Source organism: Streptomyces pseudogriseolus (assembly GCA_002154585.1).
In the GTDB taxonomy this organism is placed as follows: Bacteria; Actinomycetota; Actinomycetes; order Streptomycetales; family Streptomycetaceae; genus Streptomyces; species Streptomyces pseudogriseolus.
Genome location: MUNG01000106.1, coordinates 178 through 14,803, shown reverse-complemented (window position 1 = coordinate 14,803; position 14,626 = coordinate 178). Strand labels below are relative to the sequence as shown.

General features: G+C 71.8%; 12 protein-coding genes and 1 pseudogene. 2 read left to right on the top strand and 11 right to left on the bottom strand.

All coding sequences use genetic code 11. The annotated features are described in order from the left end of the window. The 8 genes from ruvC to pgsA all read right to left on the bottom strand — a co-directional run. A partial coding sequence (gene ruvC, locus CCN29_RS11145; RefSeq protein ID WP_086681290.1) for a crossover junction endodeoxyribonuclease RuvC occupies nucleotides 1–537 on the bottom strand: 537 nt, incomplete at its 3' end. Between the two features lie 108 nt (nucleotides 538–645). Further along, complete coding sequence (locus tag CCN29_RS11140; RefSeq protein WP_031022794.1) at nucleotides 646–1,398, bottom strand: YebC/PmpR family DNA-binding transcriptional regulator; 753 nt, start codon at nucleotides 1,396–1,398, stop codon at nucleotides 646–648. A gap of 48 nt (nucleotides 1,399–1,446) precedes the next feature. After that, on the bottom strand, nucleotides 1,447–2,052 hold the full coding sequence (gene pdxT, locus CCN29_RS11135; RefSeq protein ID WP_006136198.1) for a pyridoxal 5'-phosphate synthase glutaminase subunit PdxT: 606 nt from the start codon (nucleotides 2,050–2,052) through the stop codon (nucleotides 1,447–1,449). After that, on the bottom strand, nucleotides 2,052–2,963 hold the full coding sequence (gene pdxS / locus CCN29_RS11130; protein ID WP_006136199.1) for a pyridoxal 5'-phosphate synthase lyase subunit PdxS: 912 nt from the start codon (nucleotides 2,961–2,963) through the stop codon (nucleotides 2,052–2,054). The genes pdxT and pdxS overlap by 1 nt, the downstream gene beginning before the upstream one ends. Before the next feature lie 137 nt (nucleotides 2,964–3,100). Further along, a complete protein-coding gene (locus CCN29_RS11125; protein WP_006136200.1) occupies nucleotides 3,101–3,643 on the bottom strand; it encodes a LemA family protein in 543 nt (180 codons plus the stop codon). A 307-nt stretch (nucleotides 3,644–3,950) separates the two neighbouring features. Then, on the bottom strand, nucleotides 3,951–5,114 hold the full coding sequence (locus tag CCN29_RS11120) for a glycosyltransferase family 4 protein (protein WP_031022793.1): 1,164 nt from the start codon (nucleotides 5,112–5,114) through the stop codon (nucleotides 3,951–3,953). Further along, entirely contained in the window at nucleotides 5,111–6,052 is a 942-nt protein-coding gene (locus CCN29_RS11115; protein WP_031022791.1) for a phosphatidylinositol mannoside acyltransferase, read from the bottom strand. Before CCN29_RS11115 ends, CCN29_RS11120 begins: the two co-directional genes overlap by 4 nt. Next, nucleotides 6,049–6,777 (bottom strand): phosphatidylinositol phosphate synthase, encoded by a 729-nt coding sequence (gene pgsA, locus CCN29_RS11110; protein WP_078592388.1) that lies wholly within the window; start codon nucleotides 6,775–6,777, stop codon nucleotides 6,049–6,051. Before pgsA ends, CCN29_RS11115 begins: the two co-directional genes overlap by 4 nt. A 264-nt stretch (nucleotides 6,778–7,041) precedes the next feature. Here pgsA and CCN29_RS11105 point away from each other — a divergent pair, with 264 nt between their 5' ends. Then, complete coding sequence (locus tag CCN29_RS11105; protein ID WP_086681289.1) at nucleotides 7,042–9,240, top strand: elongation factor G-like protein EF-G2; 2,199 nt, start codon at nucleotides 7,042–7,044, stop codon at nucleotides 9,238–9,240. Nucleotides 9,241–9,458: 218 nt separating this feature from the next. Further along, the gene (locus CCN29_RS11100) at nucleotides 9,459–11,114 is read left to right on the top strand and encodes an AbeC-like domain-containing protein (protein ID WP_006136207.1); all 1,656 of its coding nucleotides are present in this window, start codon (nucleotides 9,459–9,461) and stop codon (nucleotides 11,112–11,114) included. A 35-nt stretch (nucleotides 11,115–11,149) separates the two neighbouring features. Here CCN29_RS11100 and CCN29_RS11095 read toward each other — a convergent pair whose 3' ends face one another. From CCN29_RS11095 to CCN29_RS11085, 3 genes and pseudogenes are all read right to left on the bottom strand, one after another. Beyond that, entirely contained in the window at nucleotides 11,150–11,692 is a 543-nt protein-coding gene (locus CCN29_RS11095; RefSeq protein WP_086681286.1) for an HIT family protein, read from the bottom strand. 80 nt (nucleotides 11,693–11,772) lie between these two features. Next, a complete protein-coding gene (thrS, locus tag CCN29_RS11090; RefSeq protein WP_031022786.1) occupies nucleotides 11,773–13,749 on the bottom strand; it encodes a threonine--tRNA ligase in 1,977 nt (658 codons plus the stop codon). Between the two features lie 93 nt (nucleotides 13,750–13,842). Next, nucleotides 13,843–14,626: pseudogene (locus CCN29_RS11085) on the bottom strand (hypothetical protein); the annotation flags it as partial.

Here is a 14,626-nt window from a genome sequence, read left to right as displayed (position 1 = left end):
GGCCGGCGGGGTCCGCGGGGCGCGCGCCGCGTGGGCGGCGACGGCCTGCTGGAGCCGGTTCTGGGCGGGGGCGCGCCAGATGTGGCAGATGGCGAGCGCGAGGGCGTCGGCGGCGTCGGCCGGCTTGGGCGGGGCGTCGAGCCGCAGCAGGCGGGTCACCATGGCGCCGACCTGCGCCTTGTCGGCGCGGCCCGAGCCGGTGACGGCGGCCTTGACCTCGCTGGGCGTGTGCAGCGCGACGGGGATGCCGCGGCGGGAGGCGCAGAGGATGGCGACGGCGCTGGCCTGGGCGGTGCCCATCACCGTGCGCACGTTGTGCTGGCTGAAGACGCGCTCCACGGCGACGAACTCCGGGCGGTGCTCGTCGAGCCACTGCTCCAGGCCCTGCTCGACGGCGACCAGGCGGTGGCCGAGGTCGGCGTCGGCGGGCGTGCGCACGACTCCCACGCCCAGCATGGTCAGCGGGCGCCCCGCGCCCCCTTCGACGACGCCGACACCGCACCGGGTCAGTCCCGGGTCCACCCCCAGTACGCGCACGCCGTCGCCCCCTTGCTCGATCACCTGTTTGTGCAGGCTATCGGGTGCCACCGACAAAGCGGCGGGCCGACGGGTGTGTGTCCCGTCGGCCCGCCGCCCTGACACGCGTCAGGCGTCGACCTTCTCCATGATCTCGTCGCTGACGTCGAAGTTGGCGAAGACGTTCTGCACGTCGTCGCTGTCCTCGAGCGCGTCGATCAGCTTGAAGATCTTCTTGGCGCCCTCCTCGTCCAGCTCGACCTGCATGGTCGGGACGAAGTTGGCGTCCGCCGACTCGTAGTCGATGCCGGCGTCCTGGAGCGCGGTGCGGACCGCGACCAGGTCGGTGGCCTCGCTGATCACCTCGAAGGACTCGCCGAGGTCGTTGACCTCCTCGGCGCCCGCGTCGAGGACGGCGGCGAGGACGTCGTCCTCGGTCAGCTCGCCCTTGGGGACGATCACCACGCCCTTGCGGTTGAACAGGTACGACACCGAGCCCGGGTCGGCCATGGAGCCGCCGTTGCGGGTCATCGCGACCCGGACGTCGGAGGCGGCGCGGTTGCGGTTGTCGGTGAGGCACTCGATGAGCACCGCGACGCCGTTGGGGCCGTAGCCCTCGTACATGATCGTCTCGTAGTCGGCGCCGCCGGCCTCCAGGCCCGCGCCGCGCTTGACCGCCGAGTCGATGTTCTTGTTGGGGACCGACTGCTTCTTCGCCTTCTGGATGGCGTCGTACAGCGTCGGGTTGCCCTCGGGGTCGGCTCCGCCCATCCGGGCCGCGACCTCGATGTTCTTGATGAGCTTCGCGAAGAGCTTGCCGCGCTTGGCGTCGATCACGGCCTTCTTGTGCTTCGTCGTGGCCCATTTAGAGTGGCCGGACATCTGCCTGTCTCCTTCGCGTAACCCATCTCTGCAACGAACGCAGGAATCCTACAAGGCATCGCCCCGGCGCTCCGCCCGCACCATGTCGGTGAAGAGGCGGTGCACCCGGTGGTCCCCGGTCAGCTCCGGGTGGAAGGACGTCGCCAGCGCGTTGCCCTGGCGGACCGCGACGATGTGTCCGTCGTGCTCGGCGAGCACCTCGGCGGACGCGCCGACGGACTCCACCCAGGGGGCGCGGATGAAGACGCCCTCCACGGGTTCCCCGGACACGCCCTTGACCTCGACCGCGGCCTCGAAGGACTCGTTCTGCCGTCCGAAGGCGTTGCGGCGCACGATCATGTCGATGCCGCCGACGGTCTCCTGCCCCGAGCGCGGGTCGAGGATCTTGTCGGCGAGCAGGATCATGCCGGCGCAGGTGCCGTAGACGGGCATGCCCGCGCGCACGCGTGCGCGCAGGGGCTCCATCAGGCCGAAGAGGACGGCCAGTTTGGAGATCGTGGTGGACTCCCCGCCCGGGATCACCAGGCCGTCGACCTCGGCGAGCTCCTCGGGGCGCCGGACCGGCCCGGCCGCGGCGTCCGCCGCGGCCAGGGCCGCCAGGTGCTCCCGTACGTCGCCCTGGAGTGCGAGCACTCCGATCACGGGAGCGGTCATCACCAGCCCCGGTTGGCGTAGCGCTCGGCCTCGGGCAGGGTGTCGCAGTTGATGCCGACCATGGCCTCGCCCAGGTTGCGGGAGGCGTCCGCGATGATCTTCGGGTCGTCGTAGAAGGTGGTCGCCTTCACGATGGCCGCGGCGCGCTTGGCGGGGTCGCCGGACTTGAAGATGCCGGAGCCGACGAAGACGCCCTCGGCGCCGAGCTGGCGCATCAGCGCGGCGTCGGCGGGGGTGGCCACGCCGCCGGCGGAGAACAGCACCACGGGCAGCTTGCCCAGCTCGGCGACCTCCTTGACCAGCTCGTACGGGGCGCGCAGCTCCTTGGCGGCGGCGTACAGCTCGTGGTTGTCGAAGCCGCGCAGGCGGGCGATCTCGTTCTTGATCTGGCGCAGGTGGCGGACGGCCTCGACGACGTTGCCGGTGCCGGCCTCGCCCTTGGAGCGGATCATCGCCGCGCCCTCGGCGATGCGGCGCAGGGCCTCGCCCAGGTTGGTGGCGCCGCACACGAAGGGGGTGGTGAAGGCCCACTTGTCGGAGTGGTTGACCTCGTCGGCCGGGGTGAGGACCTCGGACTCGTCGATGTAGTCGACGCCGAGCGACTGGAGCACCTGTGCTTCGACGAAGTGGCCGATGCGGGACTTCGCCATCACCGGGATGGACACGGCGTCGATGATGCCCTCGATCATGTCCGGGTCGGACATGCGGGCCACACCGCCGTCCTTGCGGATGTCGGCCGGGACGCGCTCCAGGGCCATGACGGCGACGGCGCCCGCGTCCTCGGCGATCTTCGCCTGCTCCGGCGTGACGACGTCCATGATCACGCCGCCCTTGAGCTGCTCGGCCATGCCGCGCTTGACACGCGCGGTGCCGGTCGCGGGACCCTGGTTTTCGGAGAGCGTGCTGGACACGAATGACCTCGCTGGGGAAGAGGGGGATTCTGCAGCACTGAGGAAACGTGACCCGAGCAGGCCACAGCAAGGGCCAATGAGGAGCCGGTGGCTCGTTTTCGGCCGGGGGCGAGGTGATCTGCGGCCGGAAACCGCTGTCAGGCGGCCCGCTCGATGAGCGCCGCCGGCGGCTCGTCGTCCATCTCGAAGGCCATCGGGAACGGGGCGTGTCCGGCCAGCCGGAACCAGCGCACCTTGCGGTGCAGGCGCAGCGCGCGGGCGGCGCGCACGGCGTCGTTGTGGAAGCGGCGGGCCATCGGGACGCGGCGCACGGCCTCGGCGAGCTCGAGGGCGGCCTCCTCTCCCCCGGGCGCCTCCCGGACCCCGTCCACCTGCTGCGGGTCGGCGAACACGGCCCGCAGCGCCTGGCTCAGCTCGCTCTCGGCGACCTCCCGCTGCTCCTCCACCGCCTGCCGGGCTGCGTGCGCGGCCTCGTACAGCACGATCGACGCGGCGGGGTCGAGCACCCCGGAGGTGGCCAGTTCCTGCGCCACGGAGGCGCGGCGCAGCAGTTGCGCGTCGAGCGCGGCTCGGGCGGCGTCGATCCGGGCGTGCAGGCGGTCCAGGCGGCCGGCCGTCCAGCTCAGGTACAGGCCTACGGCGAGGAGGACGACGAGGATCCAGATCAGGGTTGCGGTCACGGGCGGCAAGGCTAGTACCGGCTCCGCCGCTCGCGGCCCACGGGGCCGCACCCGGGTGCGAGCCCGTCCGCGCAGTTCCCCGCGCCCCTGAGGGCGTCCACACGCCGCTGCCCGCGCGAGGAGCCGCCACGACAGCGCCGTACGCCGGGTGCGGGTCGCACGTGGCTGGTCGCGCAGTTCCCCGCGCCCCTCAGGGCGTCCACTCACCCCCGCCTGCGCAAGGAGCCGCCACGACAGCGCCGTACGCCGGGTGCGGGTCGCACGTGGCTGGTCGCGCAGTGCCCCGCGCCCCTGAGGGCGTCCCGGTTCAGTCCCGCGCCAGGCCCAGGCGGGCCCGCAAGCCCGTTGCTCGGTCGTCCGTCGCGACCGCCGCCGCGCCCGCGGTGACCGTCTCGTAGACGGAGAGAATGTCCGCACCGACCGTCGACCAGTCGAACCGACGCACATGCGCACTGCCCCGCGCCCGCAGCTCCTCACGGCGCACGGGATCGCCCAGGAGCCGCACCGCCGCCTCCGCGAGCGCCTGCGCGTCCTCGTTGGCGAACAGTTCGCCGGCCGCCCCCCGGTCCAGGACCTGGGCGAACGCGTCCAGGTCGGACGCCAGCACCGGCGCGCCCGCCGACATCGCCTCGACGAGGATGATGCCGAAGCTCTCACCGCCGGTGTTGGGCGCCACGTACAGGTCCACGCTCCGCAGCAGCCGCGCCTTGTCCTCGTCGCTGATCATGCCGAGGAACTCCACGCGCGGACGCAGCTCGGCCGGCAGCGACTCGACCGCCTCCTCCTCGTCGCCGCGCCCGGCCACCAGCAGCCGCGTCTCCGGGCGGGCGGCGAGGATCTTCGGCAGCGCCCGCATCAGCACCGGCAGGCCCTTGCGGGGCTCGTCGATGCGGCCGATGAAGCCGATGGTGTCGCCCTGCCACTCCGGCCTGGGCTCGGCCTTGGCGAAGAAGTCGACGTCGACGCCGTTGGGGATGACCACCGCGTCACCGCCCAGGTGTTCGACGAGGGTGCGGCGGGCGTACTCGCTGACCGCGATCCGCGCACTGATCTTTTCCAGGGCCGCCTGGAGGATGGCGTACGCGGCGATCATCGCGCGGGAGCGCGGGTTGGACGTGTGGAACGTGGCGACGATCGGCCCCTCGGCCGCCCAGCAGGTCAGCAGGCCCAGCGAGGGCGAGGTCGGCTCGTGGATGTGCACCACGTCGAAGGAGCCGTCGTGCAGCCAGCGCCGTACCCGCGCGGCGGACAGGAACCCGAAGTTCAGCCGCGCCACCGAGCCGTTGTACGGCACCGGCACCGCGCGGCCCGCGGAGACGACGTACGGGGGCAGCGGGGTGTCGTCGTCGGCGGGGGCGAGGACGGACACCTCGTGCCCGAGGCGGATGAAGTACTCGGCCAGGTCACGGATGTGGAACTGGACGCCGCCCGGCACGTCCCACGAGTACGGGCAGACGATGCCGATCCTCACGCCGCGCCCTCCCGGTCCTGCCCGGGGGCGTGCGCGGGGCCGTGCGCGGGATCGAGGTCCTCGGTCCACAGACGCTGCAGCATGTGCCAGTCCTCCGGATGCTCGGCGATTCCCGTGGCGAAGGCGTCGGCCAGCGCCTGTGTCATCACGGACGTCTTCTCGGCGCGCGTGCCTGACTCGGGGACCTCGACCGGGGGATGCACCCGGCCCTGCATCACGGGCGACTCGTCGTACCAGAGGGTCACGGGCAGCAGCCGCGCGCCGGTGTGCTGGGCCAGCAGCGCGGGTCCCGCGGGCATGCGGGCGGCGTGCCCGAAGAAGCTCACCTCGACGCCCGAGGCGGACAGGTCGCGGTCGGCGACCAGGCAGACCAGGCCTCCGTCGCGCAGCCGCCGGGCCAGCGTGCCGAAGGCGGAGCCGCCGCTGTGCGGCAGGACCTCCATGCCGAGGCCCTCGCGGTAGGCGACGAACCGGTCGTACAGCGTCTCCGGCTTCAGCCGCTCGGCGACGGTGGTGAACGGTATGCCGAGCTTCGTGGTGACCCAGGCGCCGGCGAGGTCCCAGTTGGCGAGGTGCGGCAGCGCCAGCACGACGCCCTTGCCGGCCGCCATGCCCTCGGTGAGATGGTGCAGGTCCTTCACCGAGAGGGAGTCGGCGATGCGCTCAGGACTCCAGGCGGGCAGCCGGAACGACTCCATCCAGTACCGCAGGTACGAGCGCATGCCCGCGCGGGACATCTCGGCGAGCCGCTCCGGGCTCGCGCCCGGCACCACGCGCGCGTAGTTGCTCTCCAGCCGCAGCACGCCCTTCCCGCGCCGCTTCCATGCGGCGTCGGCGATGGTCCGCCCCAGGCGCACCGCGACCGGCTCGGGCAGCTTCTTCACGGTGCCCCAGCCCGCGCCGTACAGGCCGTCGGTGAGCCGCTCCCGGGCGCTCACCGGTCCGCCTCGCTCCCCAGCGCCTGCTGCTGCTCCGCGGCCTCCGCCTCCGCGGACTCCCGGCGCACCGTGACCACGCGCTGGATCAGCGTGACGAGGCTGCCGACGGCGACGGCCCACAGGGCGATCGGCAGCAGGTACTGGATGCCGGGCACGCCGAACGCGTGCAGGCCCGCGAGCCCGGCCGCGACCAGCGAGACCACCAGCCGCTCGGCCCGCTCCACCAGCCCGTTCACGGCGACCGGCAGCCCGATCGACTCGCCGCGCGCCTTGGTGTACGACACCACCTGGCCGCTGGCCAGGCAGAAGATCGACACCGCGCACAGCACGTTGTCGTCGCCCGAGCCCGCGTACCAGAGGGCGAAGCCGCCGAAGACCGCGCCGTCGGCCACCCGGTCCAGGGTGGAGTCCAGGAAGGCCCCCCAGCGGCTGGAACGGCCCAGCTGACGGGCCATGTTGCCGTCGACCAGGTCGGAGAACACGAACAGCGTGATGACGACCGTGCCCCAGAAGAACTCGCCGCGCGGATAGAACACCAGCGCGCCGGCCACCACACCCGCGGTGCCGATGAGCGTGACCGTGTCGGGGCTGACCCCCCGCCGGATGAGAAACGCGGCGAACGGTGTGAGGACACGCGTGAAAAATGCACGCGCGTACTTGTTCAGCATGGCCTTCCCGACGGTCGGTGGGGCCGCGTGGCCCCTGCTGGCCACCGGCGGGCCCATCGTAGTCACCGCGCGCGGGCACGGCTGCGGGGCACCCGGACCGCCGGGCACGGGCCCCGCCGTGATCGCCGCCGCACCCCGGCGACCTGCGCCGCGGCGGCGATCATGTCCTTCGTATGGACGCGCCGTGACGGGAGTGGAAAGCTCGAAGAACCGCGGGCGCCGCCGGAGCCGCACCGCAGGCGATGCCCCCGGACGGGGTCCGGGGAAGGCTTCCACGGGTCCGCGCCCACAGTGACCTCACCGTGCACGGGAGGCAGGATCATGGGCGACAAGGCGCACACACACCCCGGGGCCGCCGGCAGGGCACAAGCGGCCGACCGCCCCACGTCCGTACGGAACGTGGTGCTGGTCGGCCACTCCGGATCGGGCAAGACGACTCTGGTGGAGGCCCTCGCGCTGACCGCGGGGGCGGTGAACCGGGCGGGCCGCGTGGAGGACGGCGGCACCCTCTCCGACTACGACGAGATCGAACACCGGCAGCAGCGCTCGGTGCAGCTCTCCCTGGTGCCGGTCGAATGGAACGGCATCAAGGTCAACCTTCTGGACACCCCCGGCTACGCCGACTTCGTCGGGGAGCTCAGGGCCGGTCTGCGCGCGGCGGACGCGGCCCTCTTCGTCGTCTCGGCCGCGGACGGCGTGGACGGCTCGACCCGCATGGTGTGGGACGAGTGCGCCGCGGTCGGCATGCCCCGCGCCATCGTCGTCACACACCTGGAGGCGGCCCGCGCCGACTTCGAGGAGATGACCCGGGTCTGCGCGGAGACCTTCGGCGGGGACGACCCCGACGCGGTGCTGCCGCTGTACCTGCCACTGCGCGGTCCCGAGGGACCGGACGGCCACGCGCCGGTGACCGGCCTGATCGGGCTGCTCACGCGCAAGCTGTTCGACTACTCCGGCGGCGAACGCGTGGCGAACGAGCCGGTCGGCGACCAGGTGCCGATGATCGAGGAGGCACGCGGCCGGCTGATCGAGGGGATCATCTCCGAGAGCGAGGACGAGACCCTCATGGACCGCTACCTCGGCGGTGAGGACGTCGACGTCAGGACACTGATCGACGACGCGGAACGGGCCGTCGCACGGGGCGTCTTCTTCCCCGTCCTCGCCGCCGCGCCCGCCGCCCCCGGCGCCCGCCAGGGACTCGGCACGGTGGAACTCCTCGACCTGATCACCGGCGGCTTCCCCACCCCGCTGGAGCACGGCACCCCGGCGGTGACCACACCGGACGGCCGGCCGCGCGAGCTGAAGCCGTGCGACCCGGACGCCCCGCTGGCCGCGGAGGTCGTCAAGACGTCCTCCGACCCCTACGTGGGACGGCTCTCGCTGGTCCGGGTCTTCTCCGGGACGCTGCGCGCCGACCAGACCGTGCACGTCTCCGGACACGGGCTGACCGACCGCGGCCACGAGGACCACGACGTCGACGAACGGGTCGGCGCGCTGTCCACACCGTTCGGCAAGGTGCAGCGGCCGGTGTCGCACGTCATCGCCGGCGATCTGGCGTGCGTGGCGAAACTCTCCCGCGCGGAGACCGGCGACACCCTGTCCTCCAAGGACGACCCGCTGGTCATGGAGCCGTGGGAGATGCCGGACCCGCTCCTGCCGCTCGCCATCGAGGCGCACAGCAAGGCCGACGAGGACAAGCTGTCCCAGGGACTCGCCCGGCTGGTGGCCGAGGACCCGACGATGCGGCTGGAACAGAACCAGGACACCCACCAGGTGGTGCTGTGGTGCCTCGGCGAGGCCCACGCGGACGTGGCCCTGGAGCGGCTGCGCAGCCGCTACGGCGTCCAGGTCGACGTCGTACCGCACCGGGTGTCGCTGCGCGAGACGTTCGGCGGCAAGGCGGCCGGACGCGGCCGGCACGTCAAACAGTCCGGCGGACACGGGCAGTTCGCGATCTGCGAGATCGAGGTGGAACCGCTGCCGAACGGCTCGGGCATCGAGTTCGTGGACAAGGTGGTCGGCGGCGCCGTGCCCCGGCAGTTCATCCCCTCGGTGGAGAAAGGCGTACGGGCCCAGGCCCTGAAGGGAGTCGCGGCCGGGCATCCGCTCGTCGACGTGCGCGTGACGCTGCTCGACGGCAAGGCGCACTCGGTGGACTCCTCGGACGCCGCCTTCCAGACGGCGGGCGCGCTGGCGCTGCGGGAGGCCGCCGCCGACGCGAAGATCCACCTGCTGGAGCCGGTGGCCGAGGTGTCCGTACTGATCGGCGACGACTACGTGGGCGCCGTCATGAGCGACCTGTCCGGCCGCCGCGGCCGGGTACTGGGCACCGAACAGTCGCCCGGCGGACGCACGCTGATCCGGGCGGAGGTGCCGGAGATCGAGATCGGCCGGTACGCCGTCGACCTGCGGTCGCTGTCGCACGGCACCGGCCGCTTCAGCCGCCGCCACGTCCGGCACGAACCGATGCCGCCGCAGGTCGCGGAACGGATCAAGGAGGAGGCGCACGCGGCCACTTGACGCACACGGGCGCCCGCCGGTCACGCCGGCGGGCGCCCCTGCGCGCGGTCACGCTTCCGCTTCACCCCGCGCGACTCCCCCGCACCGGAGAACGGCTTGGAACGACCCCCGGCGGACAGCCGTGGCTGCCTATACGCTGAACACCTGATCAACAGGTGTGCGCAGCACGGAAGTCGGGAAGGCCGCAAGACGACAGTCGCGGCGATCGGGGGGCGGGAATGACCGTTGAGAGCGGTTACGCGGATTTCTTCGGTCCGCAGGTACCGCGCACGGGCGACGAGGGCCAGACACCCACCTTCGCACTGGCCTCGGCGGCCTACCGGGACAACGAGGCCGACGAGATACTCAAGGCCAACAGCGAGTGGCACAAGTCGGAGGTCGGCAAGCCACGGATCAAGCTGTTCCGGCCCAACCTCGGCGAGGCGTTCTCCCGCGCGATCATCGACCGCATGCTCGGCTCCGGCCGCGCCCCGCTCATCCAGTCCTTCGGCACCCAGCCGCAGGTGGTCGTGGAGCACGCCCTGGCGGCGCACCGCATCCGCCGCGAACGCGACAACTGGCTGACCGCCGTGATGGTCCTGTGCGGCCTGCTGTTCCTGCCCGGCCTCCTCGTGTGGCTGCTGGTGTTCCAGATCCGCACCACGATGGCCAAGCGCGACGACAAGCGGGCCGGCGCACTCGCCACCGCCCTGCTGGTCGGCGTCGGCGCCCTCGCCGTGCTGTTCCTCCTCCGCATGCCGTTCACCGGCTTCTGGGCCTGGTACGCGCGCGCGGCCGTCGTGGCCCCGGTGGTGGGCTGGTTCTGGGCCAAGCAGATCTGCGAGCGCACCGCCCGCGACCTGCGGGCGCGATGGGACAGCCTGCTCTCGGGCAGCAGCATCGGAGCCAAGGTCCCCGAAGCCGTACCGAGCAGCCCCGGCGAAACGGCCGCCGAGCAGCTGCGCCAGTCGCTGGCCCGGCTCAGCGCCGAACAGCAGTCCAACTCCGTGTTCTACGCCGGACCCAAGGGCATCCTCGGAATGGGCACCCGCTGGGGCAGCTGGCAGCTCGCGGAGGACCTCGTACCGGCCGACCCCGACCGGGAGATCCACCCGTTCCGCAGCTGGGACGTCATCAAGGCCGTCCACGACCGGCTGCGCATGCTGGAGCGCGGCCCGCTGAACACGGGCGGCTTCCCCAAGCCGACGATCCGCCACTGGATCGTCACCCCCATCGGCGAGAACGCCACGGCGGTCTCCCGGCCCGAGGGCACGGACGTCGAGGCGTACCAGGTCAAGCAGCACGCCGTGCAGGAGATCTGCAACAAGCAGCAGTTCGGCGCCGGCGACCGGCACTACCTGGGCGTGCAGTGGACCCTCTGGGACGGCCAGCTGGTGATCACCATGCTGATCACGGTGACCGTGCTGCACGAGACCCTGCGCATCGAGGTCACCGGGCACGCCCTGGGCCCTGTGCACTCGCTGTTCACCACCAAACCGGCGGCGAAGGAGAAGGAGGTCCAGAAGTCGATCAAGTTCTGGGAGACCCGGAAGGTCAAGCTCCCGCTGGTCGACTCGGACGAGGTGGTCCGGCTGGCCGCCCGCGCGCCGCTCACCAACTACCCGCCGCTGCTGTACTGGCTGGGCGGCAAGCTGTCGCTCCCCGAGCCGTTCGGGCTGCGCCACGCCTGGGCGGACAAGCCCTGGCGGCACCGCTTCATGGCGGACGACGCGCTGCGGGCCGCGACGCCGGTGCTGCGCGTGGTGCACGCGGCGGCGATCAAGGTGCTGGAGGAGAACGGCGTGGACACCACCAAGTTCGGCTCCCGCTCGTCGTCCCTGTCCACGGCGGTGCAGGACGCGACACCGAGCAAGGCGGACCTGTACGACGCGTAGCCGACGGGCGGGCGGGCCCCGGCCCCGGGCGCGGGTCAGGCCGTGGGCCAGGCCTCCGCGAGCATCTTGCGGGTGTCGGCCAGCAGCTGCGGCAGCACCTTGGTGTGGCCGATGACCGGCATGAAATTGGTGTCGCCGCCCCAGCGCGGGACGACGTGCTGGTGCAGATGCGCGGCGATGCCGGCACCCGCGACGGTGCCCTGGTTCATGCCGATGTTGAAGCCGTGGGCGCCGGACGCGGTGCGCAGCGCGGTCATCGCCTGCTTGGTGAACACGGCCAGCTCCGCCGTCTCCTCGACGGTCAGCTCGGTGTAGTCGGCCACGTGCCGGTAGGGCACCGTCATCAGATGGCCGCCGGTGTACGGGTACAGGTTGAGCACCGCGTACACCAGCTGGCCGCGGCGCAGGATCAGCCCCTCCTCGTCGGACTCGGCCGGGAGGGAACAGAAGGGGCAGCCGTCGCCGGGGCCGCTCGGCTTGTTCTCGCCCTGGATGTAGGCCATCCGGTGCGGGGTCCACAGACGCTGGAACGCGTCCTGCGTCCCCACTCCCAACTGCTGCTCCGGCTCACTCGTCATGCGTGCAGCATATGGCGTGACCGCGGGAGGGCGGCAAAAAGGCCCCCGGGACCGCTCCCGGGGGCCTTCGCGCGTACGAATCAGACCTGCGCCCGCTCCTCGACGACCTTCGCGATCTTGGCGATGGCCTCGTCGACGGGGATGCCGTTCTCCTGCGAACCGTCGCGGTAGCGGAAGGACACCGCGCCGTTCGCCATGTCCTCGTCGCCCGCGATGACCATGAAGGGCACCTTCTGCTTCTGGGCGTTGCGGATCTTCTTCTGCATCCGGTCGGAGGAGGAGTCCACCTCGACGCGCAGACCCTGCTTGCGGGCGGCGTCCGCGAACTTCTCCAGGTGGTCGACGTGGGCGTCACCGATGGGGATGCCCACCGCCTGCACCGGCGCCAGCCACGCCGGGAACGCACCCGCGTAGTGCTCCAGGAGCACCGCGAAGAACCGCTCGATGGAGCCGAACAGCGCGCGGTGGATCATGACCGGGCGGGTCTTGGAGCCGTCCGCGGCCGTGTACTCGAGGTCGAAGCGCTCCGGCAGGTTGAAGTCGAGCTGGATGGTCGACATCTGCCAGGTGCGGCCGATGGCGTCCTTGGCCTGGACGGAGATCTTCGGACCGTAGAAGGCGGCGCCGCCCGGGTCCGGGACCAGCGGCAGGCCCTGCTTCTCGGCGACCTGGCGCAGCGTCTCGGTCGCCTCCTCCCACGCCTCGTCGCTGCCGACGAACTTCTCCGGGTCCTTGGTGGACAGCTCCAGGTAGAAGTCGGTGAGGCCGTAGTCGCGCAGCAGGTTCAGCACGAAGGTGAGCGTCTTGTCGAGCTCCTCCGACATCTGCTCACGGGTGCAGTAGATGTGCGCGTCGTCCTGGGTGAAGCCGCGGGCCCGGGTCAGGCCGTGCACGACGCCCGACTTCTCGTACCGGTACACGGTGCCGAACTCGAAGAGGCGCAGCGGCAGTTCCCGGTAGGACCGCCCGCGCGCGTCGAAGATCAGGTTGTGCATCGGGCAGTTCATGGGCTTGAGGTAGTAGTCCACGCCCTCGTCGAGCTGCATGGGCGGGTACATGCCGTCGGCGTACCAGTCCAGGTGGCCCGAGGTCTCGAAGAGCTTCCCCTTCGTCGCGTGCGGGGTGTAGACGAACTCGTACCCCTCCTCCTCGTGGCGGCGCCTCGAGTAGTCCTCCATGACCCGTCGGACGATGCCGCCCTTGGGATGGAAGACGGCGAGGCCGGAGCCGATCTGCTCCGGGATGGAGAACAGGTCGAGCTCGGAGCCGAGCTTGCGGTGGTCGCGCTTCTCGGCCTCGGCGAGGAACTCCAGGTGCGCCTTCAGCTCGTCCTTGGAGGGCCAGGCGGTGCCGTAGATGCGCTGGAGCATCGGGTTCTTCTCGCTGCCGCGCCAGTAGGCGGCGGCGTTGCGCATCAGCTTGAAGGCCGGGATGTTCCGGGTGGTGGGCAGGTGGGGACCGCGGCAGAGGTCCTTCCAGCACAGCTCGCCGGTCTTGGCGTCGAGGTTGTCGTAGATCGTCAGCTCGCCGGCGCCGACCTCGACGTCCGCGCCGTCGTCGTGCGAGGCGGAGCCCTTGAGGCCGATCAGCTCCAGCTTGTACGGCTCGTCGGCGAGCTCCTCGCGGGCGGCCTCGTCGGTCACCACGCGGCGGGAGAAGCGCTGGCCGCGCTTCTGGATCTCCTGCATCTTCTTCTCGATGGCCTTGAGATCCTCGGGCGTGAAGGGCTTCTCCACGTCGAAGTCGTAGTAGAAGCCGTCCCGGACCGGCGGGCCGATGCCCAGCTTGGCCTCGGGGAACAGCTCCTGCACGGCCTGGGCCATCACGTGCGCGGTGGAGTGGCGCAGGATGTTGAGCCCGTCCTCGGAGGAGATCTCGACGCCTTCGACGGTCTCGCCGTCCTGGACCTGGTACGAGAGGTCCTTGAGCTCTCCGGCCACCCGCGCGGCGATGATCGAGCGCTCGCCGGCGAAGAGCTCGGCGGCCGTGGTGCCCGTCGTCACCACGCGTTCTTCCCGCTCGGAATCGCGTTGGATGATCACACGGACGTCTGACACCGGTCTCTCCTGACTGAAGGCTGTGGTCGCGGCGCCATACCGGAGCGCACGCATGGGTGCGATCGTACCGACCCGTGACCGGTGCGGGCGAAATCAGTCGTCGCAGGCCGGGCCGAAGGCCGTGCCGAAGTCGTCCGTGCTCTCCTGGAGCGCCTTGAGCAGCCGGTCGCGTTCGGCCTCGTCGACCTGGACGGGCGCGACCTCCCGGACCTCGGTGAGCCGGCGGAAGCCGCTCTGTCCGGTCAGGAGCCCGCGCATCCGCACCGGCAGTCCCATGAGGTGGGCGTGTCCGGCGGTCCGGTAGTCCTCCTCGCCGAGTGTGACGCGGAGGTGTCCGACGTCGGCGCCCGCGAGCACCCGCAGCCGCACCATGCCGTCGCCCTGGGGCCCCGACCGGTACATCCGGACGACCGCTCCGGTGACCGTGACGGTGACGGAGGGTTCCGCGCCGCGGTAACGGCGGCCGGCCTCGAGCAGTACGGGCAGGTCGCCGGGCGAGAACTCCACGGGTGCCGCGCCTGACACGCACCCTTCGGGCACGCCCGCCGCCGGCGCCCAGTCCACGCGGATCCGGGCGCCCTCGGTGCCCCGCACCAGGGTGACGAGGGCCTCGGTGAGCTCGTGGCTGACGCCGGCGCCGACAGCCGTGGCGAAGGCGTCCATGGAGCCGGTGACCCGCTGGAGGTCGACGGCCTCACGCGCCGCGTGCAGGGCGTGGAACAGGCACACGGCGAGCGGGCGGCCGGTGGCGACGGGCACGAAGGCGGTGAGGCCGCGGCCGTCCGGCGCGGGGCCCACCAGCACGCCGTCGAGCGCGGCGGCGGCCTGGCCCCGGTGGCGGGCGCCGTGGCGGCCGGCGCGGGCGCGGGTGGCGAGC